A 22,275-nucleotide genomic window follows, 5' to 3' on the forward strand; every position below is an offset into this window, starting at 1 on the left:
CTTACGTGAGGATTGATAGGGACCATGAGCATCATAAAAGCGGAAAACCTTTATAAAACATACGGAGATAAGACATTATTCGACCATATCTCCTTTCATATTGAAGAGAATGAAAGAATCGGTTTAATCGGCCCGAACGGAACGGGGAAGTCTACGCTTCTGAAAACCATTGCCGGCCTTGAATCAACGGAGGAAGGCGAGATTACGGCCTCAGGAAACGTGCATATTGAGTTTTTGCATCAGGACCCTGAGCTTCCGGCCGGACAAACCGTACTTGAGCATATTTATTCCGGCGGATCAGCCGTCATGAGAACGATGAGAGAATACGAAAAAGCGCTTCAGGCGCTGAATGAAGAACCGGAAAATGACCAGCGCCAGAAACAGCTGCTTGATGCGCAGGCCCGAATGGACGCGAATGATGCGTGGGAGGCGAATACGTTAGCCAAAACGGTTTTAACCAAACTTGGCGTCACCGATCTGATGAAGGATGTCAGCGAGCTGTCCGGCGGCCAGAGAAAGCGCGTCGCGATTGCGAAAAACGTCATCCAGCCGGCTGACCTGCTCATTTTGGATGAACCGACAAACCACTTGGACAATGAAACGATTGAATGGCTGGAAGGCTACTTATCGCAATATCCGGGCGCCGTTATGCTTGTCACGCACGACAGATATTTTCTGAACAGGGTAACGAACAGAATTTACGAGCTTGAGAGAGGCAGCCTTTATACGTATAAAGGAAACTATGAAGTATTCCTGGAAAAACGGGCCGAACGGGAAGCGCTGGCGGAGCAGAAAGAAACAAAACGTCAAAACCTCCTGCGCCGCGAATTGGCGTGGCTCAGAAGAGGGGCGAAAGCGCGCTCGACGAAACAAAAAGCGAGAGTGGACAGAGCGGAGGCGCTCAAAGAGCAAAAAGGGCCGGCAGTATCCGGATCACTCGATTTCGCGATCGGCTCCCACCGTCTCGGAAAACAAGTAATCGAAGCCGATAACGTCTCCGTTACCTATAACGGCCAAGCGCTGATCAGCCAGTTTAATGAGCTTGTCATCCCGGGGGAACGAATCGGCATCATCGGGCCGAACGGAATCGGGAAAACGACACTTTTAAACAGCCTCGCCGGCAGAATTCAGCCTGACAGCGGCAATATCACCATCGGGCAGACGGTCCGGATCGGCTACTACACCCAGGATCACAGCGAAATGAACGGTGATATGAAAGTCATTGAATATATAAAAGAGACGGCTGAAATCGTCAAAACGGCGGAAGGCGATGTCATCACCGCGGAACAAATGCTTGAGCGTTTTCTGTTCCCGCGTCCGATGCAGCAGACGTATATCAGAAAGCTGTCGGGCGGGGAAAAGCGCCGTCTGTACTTGCTGAATGTACTGATGCAGGAACCGAATGTGCTGTTTTTAGATGAGCCGACCAATGATCTGGACACGGAAACATTAAGCGTGCTCGAAGATTATATCGAACAGTTCCCAGGCGTCGTCATCACCGTATCCCATGACCGCTATTTCCTTGACCGCGTCATTGACCGCCTGATCGTATTTGAAGGACAAGGTGTCATTTCCCGTTTCCAAGGTTCGTACAGTGAATACATGGAACACGCAAAAGCGAAGAAGACGGCGGTAAAACAGCCGGCCGAAGAGAAAAAGGCGGAAGAAGAGCCGAAGAAAAAGCGCAAAAAGCTTTCATATAAGGATCAGATCGAATGGGACGGCATCGAAGACAAAATCGCCGGCCTTGAAGAAAAGCATCAGCGTCTGGAAGCGGAAATCGCTGAAGCGGGAAGCGATTTCGGAAAGATCCAAGAATTGATGGCCGAACAGGCAAAAACGGCTGAAGAGCTTGAAGCGGCGATGGAGCGCTGGACCGAATTGTCACTGATGATTGAAGAACTTGAGAATTAAGAAAAGCCGGTACGGCCCCCGAAAGATGGCGGGTCATACCGGCTTTTTTTATCTTGCACAGATGTCTCCCGGCGCTTTAAAGACAAACGTTTTGTCCAAGCAAAGTTTATCAGGCGTAAAAAAGTTTACGTTTACGTTAAGGTTCAAATGGTGTATAATAGAAACAGATACGACAAGAGGGGGATTCACCTTGGAATGGATGAAGATTGATCAAGTTGCCAAGCGAAGCGGATTGACAAAACGAACCATTCGTTTTTACGAGGAGATTGGTTTGATTCCTGCTCCTAAACGGACAGAAGGCGGCGTCCGGCTTTACTCTGAAGATGATATGGAGGAGCTCGAAAAAGTCACCAGCACAAAAGAAGTGCTCGGTTTTTCCCTTCAGGAGCTTCAGCAGTTTATGGAGATGAGCCGTCAGCTGGAATTAAACAAAGAGGGGTACTTGTTGTCACTGGATCCGAAGGAACGGAAAGAAAAGCTGGAAGAGATTCAGCACGCTTTGAACCACCAGCTTGAGATGATTGATGAGAAGATCAGCACATTTCAGCATTTTAAAACGCGCCTTAACGGAATGAAAGAAAAAGCTGACCGCGCCATTCAATCAATCGAATGATTTTGCTGTAAACGCTATGGATATAGCGTTTCTTTTAATGGATGAAACAGGAGGTTTGGTCAAATGGATACATCATCACAACAGAAAACAGGCTTATTCAGCCAGCCGAAAGCCGTTTGGGCGGTTGCGTTTGCCTGTGTGATTTCCTTTATGGGAATCGGTCTTGTCGATCCGATTCTTCCGGCGATCGCCGCACAATTACATGCTTCACCTAGTGAAGTATCTCTGCTATTTACAAGTTATTTGCTCGTTACCGGTTTTATGATGTTTTTCTCCGGCGCGATTTCAAGCCGGATCGGCGCAAAATGGACGCTGCTTCTCGGACTTATTTTTATCATCGTGTTTGCCGCTCTCGGCGGAAGCTCAAGTTCAATCGCTCAGCTTGTCGGCTATCGCGGCGGCTGGGGGCTTGGGAATGCTCTCTTTATTTCAACCGCGCTTGCCGTCATTGTCGGGGTATCTGTCGGCGGCAGCGCCAAAGCCATTATTCTGTATGAGGCTGCACTCGGCTTGGGGATTTCCGTCGGGCCGCTTGCAGGCGGAGAGCTTGGCAGCATTTCATGGCGCGCTCCGTTCTTCGGAGTGTCTGTCCTCATGTTCATAGCGCTTTGCGCGATTTCACTCATGCTGCCGAAGCTGCCGAAACCGGCGAAACGCGTCGGTGTGTTTGATGCGATGAAGGCGCTCAAATATAAAGGCCTTTTGACAATGGCAGTATCTGCATTCTTATACAACTTTGGATTTTTTATTTTGCTTGCTTATTCTCCGTTCGTGCTGGATTTAGATGAACACGGCCTTGGATACGTCTTCTTCGGCTGGGGGTTATTGCTGGCAATTACGTCAGTCTTTACGGCGCCGCTCGTGCACAAAGCGCTGGGAACAGTGGGTTCGCTCGTCGTTCTCTTTATCGCCTTTGCGGTCATTCTCATCGTCATGGGGATCTGGACTGACCATCAGACGTTGATCATTACGTGTATCGTTGTCGCCGGTGCTGTTCTCGGTATGGTGAATACGATCATGACAACCGCTGTAATGGGTTCTGCACCGGTTGAACGTTCAATCGCGTCTTCAGCCTACAGCTCAGTCCGTTTTATCGGCGGTGCGCTCGCTCCGTGGATTGCGGGAATGCTGTCAGAACACTTCACCGCAAGCACACCATATACAGTAGGCGGGATCGTCGTTTTTGTCGGCATGCTTGTCCTTCTCATGGGACGCAAACATCTCGCCGGAATAAAAGCCGGACATTAAGAAAAAAAGGAACTTCCGCACAGGCGGGAGTTCCTTTTTGTGTTTACAGCACTTTCGTCGTCCAAGATTCACAATTCCATGTTTCCGTCGCGATATCCATGTAGAACTCGGGTTCGTGGGAAATCAGCAGAATGGAGCCTTTGTATTCTTTCAGCGCGCGTTTCAGCTCTTCTTTCGCATCGACATCCAGGTGGTTTGTCGGTTCGTCAAGCACGAGCAGGTTTGTTTCTGAATTGATCAGCTTGCACAATCTGACCTTCGCTTTTTCTCCTCCGCTGAGAACGGAGACGCGGCTTTCAATGTGTTTGGTCGTCAGGCCGCATTTGGCGAGGGCGGCGCGGATTTCGTACTGGGTAAAGGAAGGAAATTCGCTCCACACTTCTTCGATGCACGTATTGTTATTGGTTTCTTTCACTTCCTGCTCGAAATAGCCCGTGTATTGATGCTCGCCCCGTTCCACCGTGCCTTCCAGCGGCTGGATTTCACCGAGCAGGCTTTTTAACAGCGTCGTTTTCCCGATGCCGTTTGCGCCGTACAGGGCGACTTTCTGTCCGCGCTCCATTCTGAGATTGAGCGGGCGTGACAGCGGAGTATCGTAGCCGATGACTAAGTCCTTCGTTTCAAAAATGAGCTTGCCTGACGTTCTCGCAGGCTTGAAATGGAATTCCGGTTTCGGTTTTTCAGCCGCCAGTTCGATCATATCCATCTTATCAAGCTTTTTCTGGCGGGACATCGCCATATTTCTCGTGCTGACCCGCGCTTTGTTGCGGGCGACGAAATCTTTCAGCTCTGCGACTTCCTGCTGCTGCTTTTTATAGGCCGCTTCGAGCTGCTGTTTTTTCACCTCGTATACTTCCATGAACTGATGATAATCACCGACATAACGCGTCAGCTCTTGATTTTCTACATGATAAATCAAATTGATCACGCTGTTTAAAAACGGAATGTCGTGAGAAATCAAGATGAACGCATTTTCATATTCCTGCAAATAGCGTTTCAGCCATTCAATATGCTGCTCATCAAGGTAGTTCGTCGGTTCGTCCAACAGGAGGATTTCCGGTTTTTCCAAAAGCAGTTTGGCGAGCAGCACTTTCGTCCGCTGTCCGCCGCTTAAATCTGTGACGTCGCGGTCAAGGCCGACATCCTGCAGGCCGAGGCCGCGGGCGATTTCTTCAACTTTGCTGTCAATCACGTAGAAATCATTGTTTGTCAGGGCGTCTTGAATGACACCGACATCTTCAAGCAGCTGCTCAAGCTCATCAGGGTCCGCTTCGCCCATTTTGTTGTAAATCTCATTCATTTCCTCTTCCATTGCAAATAAGTAATGGAACGCATCTTTCAGCACGTCGCGGATCGTTTTTCCTTTTTCAAGCACGGTATGCTGATCGAGGTAGCCGACGCGCACATTTTTCGCCCATTCAACCTTACCCTCATCAGGCTCAAGTTTTCCGGTAATAATATTCATAAACGTTGATTTACCTTCGCCGTTTGCTCCGATTAAGCCGACGTGTTCCCCTTTTAAAAGACGGAACGATACATTGTTAAAAAGCGCACGGTCACCAAAGCCGTGGCTTAAATCTTTTACGGATAAAATACTCATCATTACACCTCTATCGTTATCAGACACGCTTTATTTATCATGTGTCTTTCTCATTTATGATTATAAAGGAGGAGACCGTTTGTTAAAAGGCTTGGAAGGAAAAAGAAAATTGCGTTTAGCGCGTGCATTTGAGATACTATGGAGTAGATTTTAAGAATTGAGGAGAACGACATGACCCAAACATGGCCATTTTTACAGCATACACAACCATTTATCGCCGAAAACTGGGAGGCCTCAGGTTTTCAGGAGCCGACCGTCATTCAGGAAAAAGCCGCTCAGGTGATCATGGAAGGGAAAGACGTCATCGCCGAATCCCCGACGGGAACGGGAAAAACATTGGCGTACACGCTTCCGGTTCTGGAGCGGATCAACCCGGAACAGAAACATCCGCAAGTGATCATTTTAGCGCCGTCCCGCGAGCTGGTGATGCAGATTTTCCAAGTGATTCAGGAGTGGAAAAAAGGCTCTGATCTTCGCGCTTTGTCTTTGATCGGCGGAGCAAACGTGAAAAAGCAGGTGGAAAAGCTCAAAAATAAACCGCATATCATTGCGGGCACACCGGGCAGGGTGCTCGAATTGATTCAGGCGAAAAAGCTGAAAATGCATGAAGTCAAGACGATCGTTCTTGATGAAGCGGATCAGCTCGTGACACAGGAACACCGCGAAACGATGAAAAAAATCATTAAAACGACGCTGAAAGACCGACAGCTTTTAAGCTTTTCCGCTACGCTGCAGCCGGAAACAGAACAGGTGCTGAATACCATCGCACACGAACCGGCCGTTTTGAAAGTGGAGCGGAATACGGCGGAAAAAGCACGGGTCACGCATCAATATCTCGTCTGCGATCAGCGGGATAAAGTAAAGCTATTGCAAAAGCTGTCACGGCTGAACGGCATGCAGGCGCTCGTGTTCGTCAGAGATATCGGAAATTTAAGCGTCTATGCGGAAAAACTCGCCTATCACCACGTGGATCTCGGCATCCTGCACGGAGAAGCGAAAAAAATGGAGCGGGCAAAGATATTATCAGCGTTTGAACGGGGAGAATTTCCGCTGCTTCTGGCGACTGACATAGCGGCGCGCGGACTCGATATCGATGATCTTCCGTACGTCATTCACGCGGACATACCGAATGAAGACGGATATATCCACAGATCCGGCCGGACGGGGCGGGCCGGTAAAGAAGGAACCGTACTCAGCCTTGTCACGCCGATGGAAGAATCCAAACTGAAAAAAATGGCCAAATCACTCGGAATTGAGCTGAAAGAGGCCGTTTATTCAGGCGGAAAACTATCTGAGAAATAAGAAACGGAGGGCGGGAAGCCCTTCTTTTTTTGTTGTAAAATAATAGAAAAGGTTCAGGCGGGGGCGGGAAGATGGTTTCAATAGACAGATGTCAAATATTGAAGGAACCCGAGCTGAAAATACTTGAACACTGGTTTAAGAACGATAATATCAAACGGAGAATGGATGCGATGCTGCCATTATGGCATATGACGGGGAGTGTCCGGCAGGCATGGACTCTATAGAGTTTGTGGATGAGCGGGCGTATATCGGGTTGATCGTCAATCCTTTATACCAGCTTCAAGGGTACGGAAAACAGATCTTGCAAAAACTGCTGACTGACCCTGGGTTTACCAGCGTGCGGGAATGGGCGGCAAGCATCGAAAAAGACAATCAAATCAGTTTAGCCTGCTTTCAAGCAGCGGGATTCACTTTGGAAGATACGGAGCCGGATGAAGACGGCTTTCTTACTTTGATTCTTCGCGGCTGATCCCAAATAAACAGAAAAGGAGGGGACAAAGCCCTCCTTTTTTTCATCATCATGTTAACTTAGATCACTGACTTTGATGATCTGTTTGCCTTTATTTTCTCCTTTAAACAGGCCGAGGAACGCGTCAGGAATATTGCTGAATCCTTCCGTAATCGTTTCTTCATAATGAAGCTTTCCGTCCTTAAGCCATTCGGCCAATTGTTTCGCACCTTCGGAAAAGCGGTCAGCATAATCACTGACGATGAATCCCTGCATCAGCGCTTTTGTTTTGATCAGCTTCGGCTGGACGCGGGGGCCCATGTCTTCTTCTTCACTTTCGGTATTGTACGATGAGATCGCTCCGCATACCGGAATGCGGGCGAATTCATTCAGCAGGTTTATCACCGCATCTGAAATCGGTCCGCCGACATTGTCAAAATAGACATCGACGCCGTCAGGACATGCCTGTTCCAGCGCTTTTTGAATATCATCCGCCGTTTTGTAATTAATGGCTTCATCAAATTGAAGCTCCTCTTTCAAATACGCGATTTTTTCATCAGATCCGGCGATGCCGACAACCCGCGCGCCTTTGATTTTGGCAATCTGTCCGACTGTTGAGCCGACGGCGCCCGCCGCGCCTGAAACGACGACGGTTTCGCCTTTTTTCGGACGGCCGATATCGAGCAGCCCGAAGTAAGCGGTCAGTCCGGTCATCCCTAAAATGCCGAGATACGCCTGGGCGGGTGCGATATCCGTATCCAACTTGCGGAGGGCGGACTCATTGACGGCTGAATATTCCTGCCACGCGAGATTTCCGATCACAACATCTCCTTTTTTCAGCTGGTCGCCGTCTGTCAGAACCTCGGCAATCACTCCGCCTGTTATGGCTTCATCTAAAGCGAACGGCTCTACATATGATTTTGTATCCTGCATCCGTCCGCGCATGTACGGATCAACGGACACATAACTCGTTTTCACAAGCACTTCGCCGTCTTTCGGTTCGGGTACGGCAATCGTTTCAAAGCGGAAATCGTCATGGGCGGGAACGCCTTTGGGGCGTCTTGCCAATTGAATTTGCTGCTGATTATTCGGCATACTGAATCCTCCTTCAAGATAAGTGGTTGTTCCAAATGTAACACGAACCATTTCCCGATTACAAAATCAAACCGTCAGCGGTCATAAAAAAAGAAGGGCCAGGGCCCTTCTTTCCTTATATGCATATTTAATAGAATAACCGGTACACATCGGTGTTTTTCTCATGTTCCAAATATTCATAGGCATTCGTTTTTGAAGAATGAAGCATGTCAGCGGTAACGACGGGCTGAAGCGCGGTCAGATAAGAACCCAGCCTATTTTCAATTTCTGTCGGCAGAACGGATTCGATATCACCGATATTGATAATGATAGAGAAAACGAAATCGATATTAATATGAAAAGTATCTTCAGCAAAGGCCGTAAGCTCTTTTATTCCATCCGGGCAGCGGGTATGCCGGCGGAATACCTGCTTCACTAAATCACTGACAACCCAAGCGTTAAATCGCTGTTCCGGTGAAAAGTAATGAATAGGAACCACCTCCCTGCTTAATCGGCTCATGAAGATTTTTATTTTTCTGATAAAAGTAGCTTTCCCTACTGTAACATGTCCCGCCAGAAAATATCCACCGACAATCTGCCCGTTTTACTCACGGAACTCTCTTTCTATTGTTTGACCTTTGGTTGAGCGGGTAAACATCCAATATACAAAAACAAAAGGGAGGACTTATCAATGAAACCGGTAGTAAGAGAATATACAAATGATCAAAAACTGATGCAGGACGTAAAAGAGCTTCAGCAATTGGGTGTCGCAAAAGAAGATGTATATGTGCTTTCTCATGATGACGACAGAACGGACCGACTGGCAGATAATACTGATGTCAATACCATCGGAGCGAAAGAAACGGGCATTAAACACGCAGTCGGCAATATGTTTAATAAAAAAGGCGACGAGCTCCGCAACAAAATTCACGAAATCGGCTTTTCAGAAGAGGAAGCATCACAATTTGAAAAGCGCTTAGATGAAGGAAAAGTTCTTCTGTTTGTCACGGATAACGAAAAAGTGAAATCATGGGCGTAAGCTGAACAGATCCCAAGGGGTTTTCGGTCCCTTGGGATTTTTTTGCGGTTTCCGCAATAAAACCGAAAGGCACATTCTGTACATTTTCGGTGCTGTCTCTCAACTGATTTGATACAATTCAATTGTAATAAATTGGAATACGGAATCAGGAGGAGCACAATTCATGAAAAAAATGTTACTTATGCTGGCGGTTTGTTTATGTATGATCCCTGCGGACGTCTATGCCGCTGATCTGGGACGGCAGACGTTAGGAACAAATGACGGCTGGGGAGCCGCTTCCGGCGGGACAACCGGCGGCGCGAAAGCCTCTTCATCGAATGTATACACCGTATCAAACAGACAGCAGCTCGTTTCTGCATTAGGGGGAAGCGCCAACAGCACGCCGAAGATTATTTACATACAAGGCACAATCAATATGAATACGGACGACCGCAATAAAACGCTCGGCTTTAATGATTATAAAGATCCGGCATATGATCTCAACGCCTATCTGAAGGCGTACGACCCGGACAAATGGGGGAAAAAAGCGCCGTCAGGCACCCAGGAAGACGCCAGACAGCGATCGCAAAAAAACCAGAAGGCACGGGTCGTGGTTGACATTCCTTCAAATACGACGATCATCGGCTCGGGTTCAAATGCCAAAGTGACAGGCGGAAGTTTTAATATAAAGAACGGCGTCGACAATGTCATCATCCGCAACATTGAATTTCAAGACGCTTACGACTATTTTCCGCAATGGGACCCGACGGACGGCAGCAGCGGCAACTGGAACTCGGAATATGACAATATCACCATTAACGGCGCGACGCACATCTGGATCGATCATTGCACCTTTAATGACGGATCGAATCCCGACAGCGGTTTTCCCTACTATTACGGGAGAAAATTTCAGCACCATGACGGCCAGACGGATATAGCCAACGGGGCGAATTATATTACATTGTCCTATAATAAATATCATGACCATGACAAAGGCTCCGTCATCGGAAACAGCGACAGCAAGACGTCGGATGAAGGAAAACTGAAGGTGACCATTCACCATAACTATTACCAGAACATCGTCCAGCGCGCACCGCGGGTCCGGTACGGGCAGGTTCATATTTATAATAATTTTTACGCAGGCTCGAAAAGCGCCGCATACCCGTTCAGCTATGCGTGGGGCGCGGGCCACGCGTCAAAAATATATGCCCAGAATAATGTCTTTGAAGTGCCGGGACTGGCTGCTGATAAAGTCATCAGCGTCTTCAGCGGCGGAAAAGCGCTTCATGAAGACGGCACTCTTTTAAACGGCGCCTCCATTAACGCGTCAGCCGCCAACGGATTAAGTCAGTCCGTCGGCTGGACACCGTCATTGCACGGTTCCATCGGCTCATCATCAAATGTAAAATCAGATGTTATATCTAAAGCCGGGTCGGGCATATTAAAATAAGAAACAAGAAACACAAAGGAAAATATTCCTTTGTGTTTTTTAATTAACAAAAACGTTTATTAACTTAGTTAAGTAGTAAAATGGGATAGGGGATGGAAGACAACAAAATAGGAGGAGACCTGTAATGGCTTCAGAAAAAGACGCAAAAAAACAGCAGGCAGTAAAAATCATTCCTTTGCTTATTACTGTTGCTGTGGGATTAATCATTTGGTTTATTCCCGCGCCGTCCGGACTTGAACCTAAAGCATGGCATTTGTTCGCTATTTTTGTCGCAACAATTATCGGCTTTATCTCCAAGCCCTTGCCAATGGGCGCAATTGCAATTTTTGCATTGGCAGTCACCGCGTTAACGGGAACGCTATCTATTGAAAATACGTTAAGCGGATTTGGAAACAAGACAATCTGGCTGATTGTCATCGCCTTTTTTATTTCCCGGGGATTTATCAAAACCGGGCTCGGCGCCAGGATTTCTTACGTATTCGTACAACGGTTCGGGAAGAAAACACTCGGCCTTTCTTATTCACTGCTTTTCAGTGATTTAATTTTATCACCTGCCATTCCGAGCAACACGGCACGGGCGGGCGGCATTATTTTTCCTATTATCAGATCATTATCCGAAACTTTCGGATCAACGCCGGCAGACGGAACAGAGCGGAAAATCGGCGCTTTCTTATTAAAAACCGGTTTTCAAGGAAACTTGATTACGTCTGCGATGTTTTTGACGGCAATGGCGGCGAACCCGCTGATCGCCAAGCTGGCCCACGATGTCGCAGGGGTGGACATCACATGGACAAGCTGGGCAATCGCGGCCATTGTACCGGGATTGGCGAGCTTAATCATTACGCCGCTCGTCATTTATAAGCTGTATCCGCCGGAAATTAAAGAAACACCGGATGCGGCTAAAATCGCAACGGAAAAATTGAAAGAAATGGGTCCGTTTAAAAAATCCGAACTCTCCATGGTCATCGTCTTTTTATTGGTGCTTGCGCTGTGGATTTTCGGAGGAAGCTTAAATATTGACGCAACGACGACGGCCCTGATCGGATTATCCGTTTTGCTTTTGTCACAGGTATTAACATGGGAGGACATCAAAAAAGAACAAGGTGCATGGGATACGCTGACTTGGTTCGCGGCGCTTGTGATGCTGGCGAATTTCCTGAATGAGCTCGGTATGGTGTCTTGGTTCAGCAATATGATGAAATCTTCTGTTTCCGGTTTTTCATGGATTGTGGCATTTATGATTCTGATTGTCGTGTATTATTACACGCATTACTTCTTTGCGAGCGCAACCGCGCATATCAGCGCCATGTATGCGGCATTTCTCGCCGTCATCGTGGCGGCAGGCGCTCCGCCGCTGTTGGCGGCGCTCAGCCTGGCGTTTTTCAGCAACCTTTTCGGTTCTACGACGCATTACGGCTCGGGAGCGGCTCCGGTCTTTTTCGGAGCGGGTTATATATCGCAAAGCAAATGGTGGTCCATCGGCTTTATCCTGTCAATCGTCCATATTGTGACATGGCTTGTGATCGGCGGATTATGGTGGAAAGTATTAGGGTTATGGTAGAAGAAAAAAGGCAGACTCAGGTCTGCCTTTTTTTATTTCTGTAGGGAATGGGAAGGGCCTGCACATGATGACTTCAGTGCGAATAGAATATGGCCGGGGTGATAATATGAGCAGCGGCCGTGATCAATACATGATATTGAAACAGAAACCTTACAAATATATGAGCAGACATATGAAACGCCGGTATGAACAATTACCATGTGAACTTGAAAGACCGGAAACAGGGACGGAAAAACGGTTTCCATCTTCAGATGAAAATCGATCTGCCTTGTGCGTACCCGGGCTGCGAGGTCCCGAAGGCAAAAGAGGACCCGCCGGCTCCCGCGGTCCGCAAGGGGAGGCGGGTCCGCCCGGTCCCCCGGGGCCTGAGGGGCCGCCGGGAGCGGTTCCTGCGGTAGCTTTTCAAAATACAGCAGACCAGATGATGATTCCGTTAGAAGGAACACCGATAAACGTGTTAAGCACAGTGATAGCCGCGCCGACAGATCAATTGGTGAAAACGGATGCCGTCATACAAGTAAATGTGGAATTAGACCCGCTCGCGTCTCATTTCTCATTGGTCTTAGCTGTCGATCTGCAAAGAAATGGCGTATCGATACAAACACAGAGACAAGAGCGGAACCTCTTTTCTTCAGGCGGACAAATCATAGGAATTCCTTTTACGTACATCGACGAAATGAAGGCGGATGAAACAGCCGCGTACCAGCTCTATTTATCCGTCCTTTCTTCGAATCTCGTAACACAAGTTGCAGCGGCAAACCGCTCCCTCATTGCGACGGGATTCCCCATTCAAGGATCGGACTAAGGTGATGAATAGAAATCACCTTTTTATTTAGGTTGTCAAAACACAGCCCGTATTAATATGCTGTCTTAATAGGTAAGACGGTCAACAACGGGAAGGAGAGGGAAAAAGATTGAATGAATAATCCGATTATAAACGGGAGCTTTGAAACCGGCACATTAGCGGGGTGGAGTTCGGCCAATACCCAGATTAACAGTTTGTTTGCACATTCAGGGAGATATTCCGCGCAATTTATTGGAGCTCAGCCATATGCTTACCTCAGTCAAATCGTTCCCATTTCAGCCAAGTCACTGACTCTATTCGTATCACTCGCAACGCTCGGAAATGAGCCAAGTCCCCAAGTAACTCTCCAGATCATCTATATCAGCACAGCAGGTGAACAAATCAGTTCCATTCAAGAAAATATTACACCCGGAAATTTGCCGAACGTGCTCTTTCACACATGGTCTGAAATCTATAAAACAAGCAGTGTGCCTTCTGGCGCGGCCTCTGCCGTCATTGTATTAAGTAAAGTTTCTTCCGGCACGGTTTTAATAGACGATGTTTCATTGGCGCAAACCGGGGGTGAACCTGGCGTAACAGGAATTACAGGTCCCACAGGAGTGACGGGCCCCACAGGAGTGACCGGAGCAACTGGTGTAACGGGAGCAACAGGTTCAACCGGGGCAACAGGCCCAACAGGAGCGACGGGGTCGACAGGAGCAATCGGTTCAACTGGAGTGACCGGAGTAACAGGCCCAACCGGTGTAACAGGGGCAACGGGAGTAACAGGATCAATCGGAGTGACAGGTCCAACCGGCCCAACTGGTGTAACTGGTTCAACCGGAGAAACTGGTTCGACCGGGGATACCGGGGCTACTGGAGTAACAGGCCCAACCGGAGTAACCGGGTCGACAGGAATAACCGGAGCCACGGGGATAACAGGAGCAACAGGAGCAACCGGGTCAACAGGAACAACCGGAGCAACGGGCGCCACTGGAATAACTGGAGCAACTGGAACAACTGGTGCAACCGGATCAAGCGGTTCAACAGGCCCAACAGGAATAACCGGAGCAACGGGATCAATGGGAGTGACTGGGGCAACGGGGATAACAGGAGCAACAGGCCCAACCGGCTCGACTGGTTCAACAGGCCCAACTGGGGTAACAGGATCAACCGGTGCAACAGGGATTACTGGCTCAACCGGAGAAACCGGTGCAACAGGGATTACTGGCTCAACAGGTGAAACCGGTGCAACTGGAGTTACTGGCGCAACCGGAGAAACTGGCTCGACCGGGGATACCGGAGCTACTGGAGCTACTGGAGAAACCGGCGCAACAGGGGCAACGGGGGTAACTGGAGAAATCGGCGCAACGGGATCGACAGGACCAACTGGTTCAACCGGAATAACAGGCTCAACCGGGGGTACAGGAGCGACTGGTGTAACGGGGACAACCGGCTCGACTGGTGTAACAGGCTCAACAGGAGTAACCGGCGTAACGGGAATAACAGGATCAACTGGAGTAACGGGAACAACCGGCCCAACTGGGGCAACTGGAGCAACGGGAGTAACAGGGTCAACAGGAGTAACAGGGTCAACGGGAGTAACAGGGTCAACAGGAGTAACAGGGTCAACGGGAGTAACAGGAGTAACAGGGGCAACGGGAGTAACAGGGGCAACGGGAGTAACAGGGTCAACAGGAGTAACTGGAGCAACGGGAGTAACAGGGTCAACAGGAGTAACTGGGGCAACGGGAGTAACAGGAGCGACCGGAATAACAGGATCAACAGGAGTAACCGGCGCCACAGGCAGTACACCGGCCTTGCTATTCACAAGAACCAACGGGCCGCTCACTGTTTATCCGCCGTTAAATACAGAAGTTCCCGTTGCTACGCTGGCAATCCCAGTTAATGCTTTGCAGAATGTAAAGCTTGATTATGCCCTCAGTGTCGCGATAACATCTGCAGCCAATTCAAACTTTGTTTTTGAGGTGAGATTATATAGGGGAACAGTACAAATTCATACAAGAACTCTGTCGCGAACTAATACTACCGCAGCTACGGAAAGTTTTTCGATTGCGGACACAACAGTGGATACTGCGCCGACCGCAGGAACAAACACGTACCAGCTAAGGATTATTTTAACAACTGCTAATAATTTAACGGCAGCAACTGCTCTCAATATCGATTTTAACAGCATAAGTTTCCCGACAACCTAATGATAACAGCAGACTGATATTTTAAAGATGAAAGACCTGACTTATGCACAGTTAGGTCTTTTTTTCTGTGAAAAAAGCTGTGCATGATGCAGCCTTAAAGACCATTTGAAAATTTGCCCAATAGAAGCGGGGTTTTGCCACACCTTTTTTCTTCGTGGAAATATTATGCAAATAGAGGTGGTGTAATGAGAAAAGGAGATACTTGGTATAACAGATACGACTCTTGGGATTACGACTGCCGGAATTGCAATGATTGTTGCTGTCATTTTCAACATAAAAGAAGAAATCAAAGGCGCAGTTATCAAAATCGAGCACATTGCTGTGAAGGATTCTGTTGCGAAAACTCTTGCTGTCATGAAAGATGGTGTCCATGCTGTCATCCAAATCATTTTCATGTAAGAGGATTCACCGGAGCAACGGGGTGCACCGGAGCAACGGGGCTGACCGGAGCAACAGGGCTGACTGGAGCAACGGGGTTCACTGGAGCAACGGGGTTTACCGGAGCAACGGGATTCACCGGAGCAACGGGCTCGACCGGGAATACCGGAGCGACTGGGGTAACAGGCGCCACCGGGGTAACGGGGGCAACTGGGGTAACAGGCGCCACGGGAGTAACGGGAGCCACCGGAGCTACTGGACTAACCGGAGCAACCGGCGTCACTGGAGATCCCGGCGCGACTGGAGATCCCGGCGCGACTGGAATAACCGGTGCCACCGGGGTAACGGGATCAACCGGGGTAACCGGAGCTACTGGAGCAACCGGGGTAACGGGAGTAACCGGAGCTACTGGAGCGACCGGAATAACAGGAGCCACCGGAGCTACTGGAGCAACCGGGGTAACCGGAGCTACTGGAGCCACCGGAGTAACGGGATCAACTGGAGTAACCGGGGTAACCGGAGTAACAGGGGCCACCGGAGTAACAGGGGCCACCGGAGCCACTGGAGAAACCGGAGTAACGGGAGTAACCGGAGATACAGGAGCGACAGGAATAACAGGCGCAACCGGAGTAACAGGCTCGACCGGAGAAACCGGCGCCACCGGAGTAACGGGAGTAACAGGTGTCACCGGAGTAACGGGAGCCACGGGGATAACCGGAGCAACTGGATTAACCGGCGCCACCGGGGTAATGGGGGCAACTGGGGTAACAGGAGCAACAGGAGTAACGGGAGCAACAGGAGTAACGGGCTCGACCGGTGTAACCGGGGCGACCGGAGTAACAGGAGTAACCGGAGCAACCGGGGTAACCGGAGCTACTGGAGCGACCGGAGTAACGGGAGTAACCGGAGCAACCGGGGTAACCGGAGATACTGGGGCGACCGGAGTAACAGGAGTAACCGGAGCAACTGGGGCGACCGGAGTAACAGGAGTAACCGGAGCAACCGGGGTAACCGGAGATACTGGGGCGACCGGAGTAACAGGAGTAACCGGAGCAACCGGGGTAACCGGAGATACTGGGGCGACCGGAGTAACGGGAGTAACCGGAGCAACCGGGGTAACCGGAGATACTGGAGCGACCGGAATAACGGGATCAACTGGAGCAACCGGGGTAACGGGAGTAACCGGAGATACTGGAGCGACTGGGGCAACGGGAGCCACCGGAGTAACAGGCGCCACCGGAGTAACAGGTGCTACCGGAGGTACTGGAGCAACCGGGGTAACGGGAGTAACCGGAGATACTGGAGCGACCGGAATAACGGGAGCCACCGGAATAACGGGAGCCACTGGAGCAACCGGGGATACTGGAGCGACAGGAATAACAGGAGCAACCGGGATAACGGGAGCCACCGGAGTAACCGGCGCCACTGGAGCAACCGGGGTAACGGGATCAACTGGAACAACCGGGGTAACCGGAGTAACCGGAGTAACCGGTGCAACTGGGATAACCGGAGCAACCGGAGCAGGCGCGATCATTCCCTATGCTTCAGGTCTTCCAACTGCCGTGACGACCATTGCCGGCGGATTAATCGGAACGGTGAGCCTTGTCGGCTTCGGCAATTCTGTGACGGGCGTCAATGTCGGAGGGGGAGGCGCAATTGATCTTACCGGGGCCGGAGGAACTCTGCTGAACTTTGCTTTTTCTGTTCCGAGAAGCGGAACCATTACATCAATTGCCGCCTATTTCAGTACAACCGCAGCATTGTCGCTTGTCGGCTCGACGGTTACGATAACCGCACAATTATACAGTTCCACAGTGCCGAACAATACGTTCACGCCGATCCCCGGAGCATCCGTCACTTTAGCTCCTCCCCTCACCGGCATATTGTCAATCGGCAGCATCAGCAACGGAATCACGACAGGGCTGAACATTGCGGTAACTCCTCAAACCCGGCTGTTAATGGTATTCTCCGCCACTGCGACCGGCCTTTCGCTTATTAATACAGTCGCGGGATATGCAAGCGCGGGAGTTACGATTTCTTAAGTGAAAACGGCCAGACTGGTGCGGATTATCTAAGCTTGGAGATGATATCACTTTTTCTTCAAGCTTTTTTGTTTTTACGTCTTTCTGGGTAAATAAAGGCTGACAGGAATTCCCCGACAGCCGGCAGAAGTATTTACAAGCCTTCTGAAGTTAATCAGTATCTTAATGAAGACGTTTTTAGTGAGTTCGAGTCATCCGTTGTGCCGGGAGTGTGAATCATCATCGAAACAGCGGTGCCCTCATCCGGGGTGCTGGTGATCGTCAATTCGCTTCCGCAAAAATGCTTCAGCCGCCGATTGATATTTTTCAGGCCGACACGGCGATTAACATCAGAAGACAAAATATCTTTCTGTATGTCCGGCATGATGCCGGTTCCATTATCCTCCACTTTGATAAAATACGTGTTTTCGCCTTGTTTTTTCGCTGTCAGCTTTATCCGTCCGCCGCCTCTTTTCTTACTGATCCCGTGATGAACGGCGTTTTCCACCAATGGCTGTATCATTAAAGGCGGAAGGGGGAAGTCAATGTCCTGTTCAATATCAAAAAGGATATCAAGCCGTTTGCCGAAGCGTGTTTTTTCTATAGAAAGATATGACGTAATGATAGAAAGTTCGTTTCTGAATGAGCTGATGTCCGAAGTGTTTTGAAAATCAAAACTCATCCTTAAATAGTTTGTAAATGCAGCAGTCGTTTCCCGTGCTTTTTCAATATCCAAATGGCTGAGCGCGATGATCGTATTTAATACATTGTAAAGAAAATGAGGCTTAATTTGCGACTGAAGAAAAGCCATTTCCAAATTTGTGGCTTGGTGAGCCGTATGCTTCATCAAAATTAAATTTTTAATACGCGCGGTGAATTCAGAGTAATGATAAGGCTTTTGTAAAATGTCGTTTGCTCCGGCATGAAACGCCTTGTATTTGTCATGGCTGATAATGGCTGCCGTAACGATAAGAACCGGCAGATCGACCATGCTGAATCTTTCGCGGATGTTTGTGCAGACTTCAAAACCCGTCATGTCGGGCATCATCAAGTCTAATATGACCAAGTCAAGCTTCGAGGAAGAGACAGCTTGAAGCGCCTCTTTTCCGCTTTTTACTGCGATTACGTTATAAGGAACACCTTCCAGCATATCAGTTAAAATTTTCAAACTCTCGATGTTATCGTCGACGATCAGAATCGTCGGAGCCTCGATTTTTTCTGAGTGATAAGGCGTGACCAGCGAAATATCCGGCATTCTCTGTCCGGGCTGTGATTTAGGAAGCTCGGTCTTTGCTTCCGGTAAAGAATCAATTTGAGCGGCGGGTAACGTAAAATGAAAGGCTGATCCTTGCGCCGCCGCTGACTCCGCCCAGATGTCCCCGTTTTGGAGCTTGACGAGCTGTTTCACAATACTTAAACCTAAACCCGTTCCATCTTCTTCCGTCCCTTCAGCTTGCTGAAAAGAATCAAAAATGGTTTCAAGATCAGCCTCAGGAATGCCGCTGCCGGTATCGGCCACCGTGATTTGAATCATTTTGTCATTCAGGCTTTCAGCAGAAAGAATAATGTTCCCCTCGGATGTGTACTTGATTGCGTTTTCAACAAGATTGGTTAAGATTTGCCGGAAACGGTTTTCATCTGCAAGCACCAAAGGGAGATCGTCCGGCACATGATTAAGAATGGCAAGTTTTTTATGTTTGGATAAAAGCCGGTAGAAGTTCATCTCACTGCATATGACGGCATGCACATCGACGGGAACCGGACGAATCTGCAGCATACCCTGCTTCATTTTTTCCAAATCAAGAATATCATTTACGAGATCAGAAAGTCTGTAGCCCATACGGATGATCAGCTGCATATTTTCTTTCTCTTCCTCTATCGTCTTCTTTTTTCTGCCGGCTACAAGGGTTTGGCATATATTAATAATGCTGTTCAGCGGCGTCTTGAATTCGTGTGAAGTTTTGGCGATAAATTCATCTTTCAGTTGGTCGATTTTGACTAATTTCCGTGAGAGGACTTCATTGTCCCGGAAAGCTCCGGCGAATTGCTGCGCCATCAGAAGAACCACCGCCAATAAAGCAATGACTGTCGGCAATGAATAGATCGAATTAAAAGAAAAAGCCGTTTTGCCGCTGTAAGCTGAAATGGTCGTAAGAATCACAAAAGCGCTCATCGAAACGGATGCGAGTGTAAGGTACGTGCTTCCTTTTATTTTTCTTATGGCGGCAATCGTAAAAATATATGTAATATAAAACAGGGTCGTAACGGCAAGCACAGAATGTAAAATGTATGAGAGGTGGTCAATGAAACTTCCGGACATAAAATCAGTGATCAAGATAATCCCGGATAAAGCGGTTAAAAAGGTGATCGTCGTTTTTGAAACAATTTCTCTGTATGCATAAAAGAGATAAAGAAAAACCGCCATGCTGACAAGCACGGTTGAGATGATACGCAAGGAATTCAGCAATGAAAATGAAATAGACGGAAAGAGGAGAAAGATAATTCGTTCTTTCCCGATCATAAGAATAATGGCTGAAAAAAGCAGACACATCACGGAAAAGAACAATAAATGTTTATCCTTTGTCCGTTGGAGAAAAAAGCCGAGAAAATATAAACCGGTAATGAAAAAAGCCGTAATCATAATGGAATCATTGAAAAAGGAAATTTGATTCTCGCGTATAATTTGTTCTTGAGTCCCAAACGTTATCGGTTTTGCGATCCCCCAGCCGGGAACTTTTCCGAAATTCGAAAAATGCAGGACAAGTTCATTGTCACCCTTGCGAAGCGTGAAAAAGCTGCTGTACGGTTTGTTCTGCGCCTTAAAATCAGCTTTTTCTGAAGGATTGCCGCTCTGTCCGATTACTTTTCCATTAAGGTAAAGACGGTTTGAACTGTAGATAAAAGATGTGCTGATCCCCAAAACCTGATTGTCTTCATTTGATCGGATTGTCAGTTTGTACGTCCCATAATCCACATCGGCCGTTTTTCCGAACAGCTTCACATTGACAGGGACATCAACGAGTACGGGATTTTTTCCTTTTGCTGAATGAAGCGCCTGCGGTGACAGCATCTGATTTGGATATAGAATCCATTTCCCGTTCAGCTGGACATTTCCATCCTTTTGAAAATCCCACTTTTCCAGATTGATCACTCCCTGTTCCGCTTGAGGGAGGGATGATCCTGAAAAATGATCCATGGCCATAAAAATCATAAAGAAGGCAGCATAGCCGCAAATAATCGAAATCGAAATGAATTTTTCTTTCACATCATTACTCCTTTATCCCATTCAGGGGCATTCTATTATCCTATTTAATGTACAAATATTGTAATCACAAACTTTATAATACAACAAGAGAAAGAAAAAGAATCCAACTATATAGGGCGTTGGACATGGTATAATTGAAATTATTTTCAGATATCTATATTGACGGGTGGGATGCGGTTTGAAAGCGTTAATTGTGGATGATGAGGAACTGGCATTGCTTCATTTTAATCGTATGCTTGAGCGGACAACCGCCTTTCAATCTATTATAACGTTTCAAGATCCGGCGGAAGTTCTGGAGCATTCGGAGCTTTCAGCAGCTGATGCGGTGTTTCTTGACATTGAAATGCCCGGGATAAACGGTATTGAGCTTGCTGAATCGATTCAGGAGCTCAATGAAAATATTCAAGTTATTTTTATCACCGCTTATAATGAATTCGCGATCAAAGCGTTTGAATTAAATGCTGTCGATTATCTTTTAAAACCGGTTGACAATGCCCGGCTGCTGACAACTGTTGAGCGAATCCGAATGAATAAAAAACTCAGGACGGCAGACGAGAATACCGGGACGGATTATGTTATACAATGTTTTGGCAACCTGGACTTTTATCAATCGGTAAATGGTGTCAAAACATACATAACAGTCAAGTGGAGAACATCCAAAGCCCGTGAACTGTATGCATTTTTACTTCTTAATCAAGGGCGCACGGTCAGTAAAGACATGCTGATGGAAATGTTTTGGCCTGCTTATGATGTATCAAAAGCAAGCACCCAGCTCTACTCGACAATATATCAGATACGGAAATTAATCGGTCAGCTGCCCTTCAGCCAATCAATAGAAAATACCGATATAGGATACATTCTCCGGCTTTCCGGGGTAAAGGTTGATACAGTAGAATGGGAAAAAACATTAAAAGAGGCTCCTCCGCTCAGCGCAGCTGCACTAACCCGGCATATGGACATTGTCATGTCATATGAGAACCATTATCTCATGGAGAATGGCTATCTGTGGGCAGAGCCGGAAAAAGCGCGTCTGGCCCATCTGTGGCTCAGCAAAGCGTACGAACTGATTGGTTTTCTCATCCAAGAGAAGAATGATCATCAAGCGATGGACATTTGCCTGCAGGTTGAGAAAATAGAGCCCGGTGACGATAAAATTATACAATACAAACTGCAGTTATTTAATAAACTGGGAAAGGTAGAAGAGGCGATAAAGGAATACGAACGCTATAAACAATTGAAGGATAAAATCAATTGACGATTGAATGACCGGACCGGCTGATGCCGGTCTTTTTTTGTGCGTTATTTCTGAAATGATCCCATGTACAGAATTTGTATAGGCCGATTTCATACAATGTAGTTTGGTTCGGATAAGGAGAATCCCAT

Annotated in this window: 15 protein-coding genes and 2 pseudogenes; 12 read left to right on the forward strand and 5 right to left on the reverse strand. The window is 48.0% G+C overall.

Going from position 1 to position 22,275, the window contains the following annotated elements; all coding sequences use genetic code 11:
* The first annotated feature begins 24 nt into the window (after positions 1–24).
* The 3 genes from J6600_RS03740 (at position 25) to J6600_RS03750 (ending at position 3,775) form a co-directional block, all read left to right on the forward strand.
* Complete coding sequence (locus J6600_RS03740) at positions 25–1,914, forward strand: ABC-F family ATP-binding cassette domain-containing protein (protein WP_031379284.1); 1,890 nt, start codon at positions 25–27, stop codon at positions 1,912–1,914.
* 190 nt (positions 1,915–2,104) lie between these two features.
* The gene (locus tag J6600_RS03745) at positions 2,105–2,527 is read left to right on the forward strand and encodes a MerR family transcriptional regulator (RefSeq protein WP_003155658.1); all 423 of its coding nucleotides are present in this window, start codon (positions 2,105–2,107) and stop codon (positions 2,525–2,527) included.
* Positions 2,528–2,590: 63 nt separating this feature from the next.
* The gene (locus J6600_RS03750; RefSeq protein WP_007408959.1) at positions 2,591–3,775 is read left to right on the forward strand and encodes an MFS transporter; all 1,185 of its coding nucleotides are present in this window, start codon (positions 2,591–2,593) and stop codon (positions 3,773–3,775) included.
* Positions 3,776–3,818: 43 nt separating this feature from the next.
* Here the strand turns inward: J6600_RS03750 and J6600_RS03755 are convergent, their stop codons facing one another.
* Positions 3,819–5,375: an ABC-F family ATP-binding cassette domain-containing protein gene (locus J6600_RS03755; RefSeq protein WP_012117051.1), complete on the reverse strand. Its 1,557-nt coding sequence runs from the start codon at positions 5,373–5,375 to the stop codon at positions 3,819–3,821.
* A 171-nt stretch (positions 5,376–5,546) separates the two neighbouring features.
* Here J6600_RS03755 and J6600_RS03760 point away from each other — a divergent pair, with 171 nt between their 5' ends.
* Positions 5,547–6,677, forward strand: coding sequence for a DEAD/DEAH box helicase (locus J6600_RS03760; protein WP_021495144.1), 1,131 nt, complete (start codon positions 5,547–5,549; stop codon positions 6,675–6,677).
* A gap of 71 nt (positions 6,678–6,748) precedes the next feature.
* A pseudogene (locus J6600_RS03765) lies at positions 6,749–7,146 on the forward strand (GNAT family N-acetyltransferase).
* 54 nt (positions 7,147–7,200) lie between these two features.
* Here J6600_RS03765 and J6600_RS03770 read toward each other — a convergent pair.
* Positions 7,201–8,220 carry an NADP-dependent oxidoreductase gene (locus J6600_RS03770; RefSeq protein WP_014417163.1) on the reverse strand — a complete coding sequence of 340 codons (1,020 nt, stop codon included), beginning with the start codon at positions 8,218–8,220 and terminating at the stop codon, positions 7,201–7,203.
* 127 nt (positions 8,221–8,347) lie between these two features.
* The gene (locus J6600_RS03775; RefSeq protein WP_014720846.1) at positions 8,348–8,698 is read right to left on the reverse strand and encodes a DUF3212 family protein; all 351 of its coding nucleotides are present in this window, start codon (positions 8,696–8,698) and stop codon (positions 8,348–8,350) included.
* A 192-nt stretch (positions 8,699–8,890) separates the two neighbouring features.
* Here J6600_RS03775 and J6600_RS03780 point away from each other — a divergent pair, with 192 nt between their 5' ends.
* The 6 genes from J6600_RS03780 to J6600_RS03805 all read left to right on the forward strand — a co-directional run bounded on the left by J6600_RS03780 (position 8,891) and on the right by J6600_RS03805 (position 17,648).
* A complete protein-coding gene (locus tag J6600_RS03780) occupies positions 8,891–9,238 on the forward strand; it encodes a YflT domain-containing protein (RefSeq protein WP_003155650.1) in 348 nt (115 codons plus the stop codon).
* 163 nt (positions 9,239–9,401) lie between these two features.
* Complete coding sequence (locus J6600_RS03785; protein WP_094247166.1) at positions 9,402–10,667, forward strand: pectate lyase; 1,266 nt, start codon at positions 9,402–9,404, stop codon at positions 10,665–10,667.
* A gap of 124 nt (positions 10,668–10,791) precedes the next feature.
* Positions 10,792–12,228: an anion permease gene (locus J6600_RS03790; protein WP_007408966.1), complete on the forward strand. Its 1,437-nt coding sequence runs from the start codon at positions 10,792–10,794 to the stop codon at positions 12,226–12,228.
* A 106-nt stretch (positions 12,229–12,334) separates the two neighbouring features.
* Positions 12,335–13,033: a hypothetical protein gene (locus tag J6600_RS03795; protein ID WP_209387988.1), complete on the forward strand. Its 699-nt coding sequence runs from the start codon at positions 12,335–12,337 to the stop codon at positions 13,031–13,033.
* A 113-nt stretch (positions 13,034–13,146) separates the two neighbouring features.
* Positions 13,147–15,228, forward strand: a complete 2,082-nt coding sequence (locus J6600_RS19675; RefSeq protein WP_209387989.1) for an NTTRR-F1 domain — start codon at positions 13,147–13,149, stop codon at positions 15,226–15,228.
* A gap of 185 nt (positions 15,229–15,413) precedes the next feature.
* Positions 15,414–17,648, forward strand: coding sequence for an exosporium glycoprotein BclB-related protein (locus J6600_RS03805; protein WP_245207605.1), 2,235 nt, complete (start codon positions 15,414–15,416; stop codon positions 17,646–17,648).
* A 154-nt stretch (positions 17,649–17,802) separates the two neighbouring features.
* Here J6600_RS03805 and J6600_RS19530 read toward each other — a convergent pair whose 3' ends face one another.
* Together J6600_RS19530 and J6600_RS19535 are read right to left on the reverse strand one after the other, a co-directional pair.
* The gene (locus J6600_RS19530; RefSeq protein WP_280879556.1) at positions 17,803–18,882 is read right to left on the reverse strand and encodes a response regulator; all 1,080 of its coding nucleotides are present in this window, start codon (positions 18,880–18,882) and stop codon (positions 17,803–17,805) included.
* 72 nt (positions 18,883–18,954) lie between these two features.
* Positions 18,955–20,838: pseudogene (locus J6600_RS19535) on the reverse strand (sensor histidine kinase); the annotation flags it as partial.
* Positions 20,839–21,070: 232 nt separating this feature from the next.
* Here J6600_RS19535 and J6600_RS03815 point away from each other — a divergent pair.
* Positions 21,071–22,147: a response regulator gene (locus J6600_RS03815; RefSeq protein ID WP_209387991.1), complete on the forward strand. Its 1,077-nt coding sequence runs from the start codon at positions 21,071–21,073 to the stop codon at positions 22,145–22,147.
* Positions 22,148–22,275 lie beyond the last annotated feature (128 nt).

It is taken from the genome of Bacillus sp. LJBV19 (assembly GCF_017797845.1).
Classification (GTDB): Bacteria; Bacillota; Bacilli; order Bacillales; family Bacillaceae; genus Bacillus; species Bacillus velezensis.

Excerpts from the sequence above, each read along its gene's own strand:
- J6600_RS03740 (WP_031379284.1), top strand. The coding sequence starts at position 25 with ATGAGCATCATAAAAGCGGAAAACCTTTATAAAACATACGGAGATAAG.
- J6600_RS03805 (WP_245207605.1), top strand. The coding sequence starts at position 15,414 with ATGAGAAAAGGAGATACTTGGTATAACAGATACGACTCTTGGGATTAC.
- J6600_RS03760 (WP_021495144.1), top strand. The coding sequence starts at position 5,547 with ATGACCCAAACATGGCCATTTTTACAGCATACACAACCATTTATCGCC.
- J6600_RS19530 (WP_280879556.1), bottom strand. The coding sequence starts at position 18,882 with ATGCCGGATATTTCGCTGGTCACGCCTTATCACTCAGAAAAAATCGAG.
- J6600_RS03780 (WP_003155650.1), top strand. The coding sequence starts at position 8,891 with ATGAAACCGGTAGTAAGAGAATATACAAATGATCAAAAACTGATGCAG.
- J6600_RS03795 (WP_209387988.1), top strand. The coding sequence starts at position 12,335 with ATGAGCAGCGGCCGTGATCAATACATGATATTGAAACAGAAACCTTAC.
- J6600_RS03770 (WP_014417163.1), bottom strand. The coding sequence starts at position 8,220 with ATGCCGAATAATCAGCAGCAAATTCAATTGGCAAGACGCCCCAAAGGC.
- J6600_RS03755 (WP_012117051.1), bottom strand. The coding sequence starts at position 5,375 with ATGAGTATTTTATCCGTAAAAGATTTAAGCCACGGCTTTGGTGACCGT.
- J6600_RS19675 (WP_209387989.1), top strand. The coding sequence starts at position 13,147 with ATGAATAATCCGATTATAAACGGGAGCTTTGAAACCGGCACATTAGCG.
- J6600_RS03790 (WP_007408966.1), top strand. The coding sequence starts at position 10,792 with ATGGCTTCAGAAAAAGACGCAAAAAAACAGCAGGCAGTAAAAATCATT.
- J6600_RS03785 (WP_094247166.1), top strand. The coding sequence starts at position 9,402 with ATGAAAAAAATGTTACTTATGCTGGCGGTTTGTTTATGTATGATCCCT.
- J6600_RS03750 (WP_007408959.1), top strand. The coding sequence starts at position 2,591 with ATGGATACATCATCACAACAGAAAACAGGCTTATTCAGCCAGCCGAAA.